The sequence below is a fragment of the Microcoleus sp. Pol17C6 genome (assembly GCF_036701145.1).
Taxonomy (GTDB): Bacteria; Cyanobacteriota; Cyanobacteriia; order Cyanobacteriales; family Microcoleaceae; genus Microcoleus.
The window spans coordinates 1-1,314 of sequence record NZ_JAUBQH010000168.1; the positions used below are offsets into that span (position 1 = coordinate 1).

Annotated in this window: 1 protein-coding gene; it reads right to left on the minus strand. The window is 54.3% G+C overall.

From position 1 onward, the window contains the following. Positions 1-1,314 (minus strand): calcium-binding protein (locus tag QUA25_RS29230; protein ID WP_333043196.1); only part of this gene is annotated, 1,314 nt, incomplete at both ends.

The following is a 1,314-nucleotide window of genomic DNA, read 5'->3' on the forward strand; positions in this document are numbered from 1 at the left end:
ACCGTCAGGGCCGACAGCGCCTCGCAGATTTTCCCCACGATCGCCACTAATGGTATCGTTACCTTCATCGCCGCACAAAATATCGCTGCCCGAGTCGCCGTACATCAAGTCGTTGCCCGCATCTGCCTGTACCAAGTCGTCATCCTTGCCGCCACGAAGGCTATCGTTACCAAAACCCCCACTCAAAGAATCGGAACTCTCACCGCCGCCCTGAAAGTCATTTCCATCTCCCCCAAATAGCAAGTCGCGGCCGTTGGCATCCCACACTAACTCGTTTTGCAAGCCGCCATAAAGCGAATCGTCCCCCTCATCCCCGACCATGGTGTCGGAACCGAGTTCGCCCCAAATCCTGTCGTGATCTTTGCCACCGTAAACTAAGTCATTACCTTTGCCGGCAAAAATGCTATCGTTACCGCTGCCACCGCCGATGATATCGCCGGTGTCATTACCGAAAATTAAGTCGCCTTCCTCCGTGGCAACTGTATTGGCTGGTTGAGTGCCGTAGTCGCCAATTATGGTGTCGGAACCTAGATTGCCGTAGAGAGTATCCGAGTCTGTTTCGCCGAAAATGCGATCGTTGCCTTTGCCTGCAAACACCACATCCGGGCCGTTGCCACCTCGCAAGGTATCGTCTTGTTGTTCGCCGTTAAGTAGGTCGTTGCCATCGCCTCCCAATAGCAAATCGAAGCCGTCGGGGTCGCTATCGAGGGAGTTGAGGACGCCACCAAACACCGAGTCATCTCCGTTGTCGCCGGAAAGGGTATCGGGGCCTTTGTCACCCCAAATCAGGTCGTTGTCGATACCACCGTAAGCGATATCAGGGTCTTTGCCGGAGTAAACGGTGTCTGAACCTTGATTGCCTGAAATGGCGTCGCCTGAAGACCCGCCGAAAATCAGGTCGCCGTCGTTACCAGTCAAGTCGATGTTGTTGCCGTTGTCGCCGACTATGCTGTCGGCACCGCGATCGCCGTACAATGTGTCTGCATTGCGATCGCCAGAAATGCGATCGTCTTGTTTGCCGCCAAATACGGCATCGGTTTGTTTGCCGCCGTAAACGATGTCGTTGTCCTTACCTGCTGCGATCAAGTCTCGCTGTTGGTCGCCGAAAGCGATATCGCTGCCTGCTTCACCTAACACTGTGTCGTCGCCGCCTTGGGAAAGAAATAGTTGGTTGGTTTCGTTTCCTGTTAAGGAATCGTTTCCGGGAGTGCCGATGCTGGTGTTTTGGATGTCGATGAGTTGGGCGGCGTTTGAGTCGAAGTTAAGTATTTGCTCTGGCTGGGGTTGGATAAATGTGAGCGGGGGCAGCAAGGG